The following is a 220-nucleotide window of genomic DNA, read 5'->3' on the forward strand; positions in this document are numbered from 1 at the left end:
GGTAGGTCCGCAGCAGTTGGCCGCGGTGATGGACCAGTATCCCCACCGCGTGTTGTACAACGCTCTGGGTCGCCCCTATTTCAGCCTGCGCGTACAAAAGGGCGAAAATCCGCTTGTAGGCTTCAATGCGTCCGGCCGGATCGGGAATGTAATCTTCCGGCAGGTAAGCGTCAATGGAAATATCCACCAGACAGTCGCTTTTGTCGGGCGGCGGTGTTTC

The 220-nt window shown here is 57.7% G+C and carries 1 protein-coding gene; it reads right to left on the reverse strand.

Features of this window, described 5'->3' with window-relative positions:
• A partial coding sequence (locus H6B10_RS18380) for a TRCF domain-containing protein (RefSeq protein WP_243427450.1) occupies positions 1 to 220 on the reverse strand: 220 nt, incomplete at both ends.

Source organism: Gemmiger formicilis (genome assembly GCF_016901605.1).
Lineage (GTDB): Bacteria > Bacillota > Clostridia > Oscillospirales > Ruminococcaceae > Gemmiger > Gemmiger formicilis_B.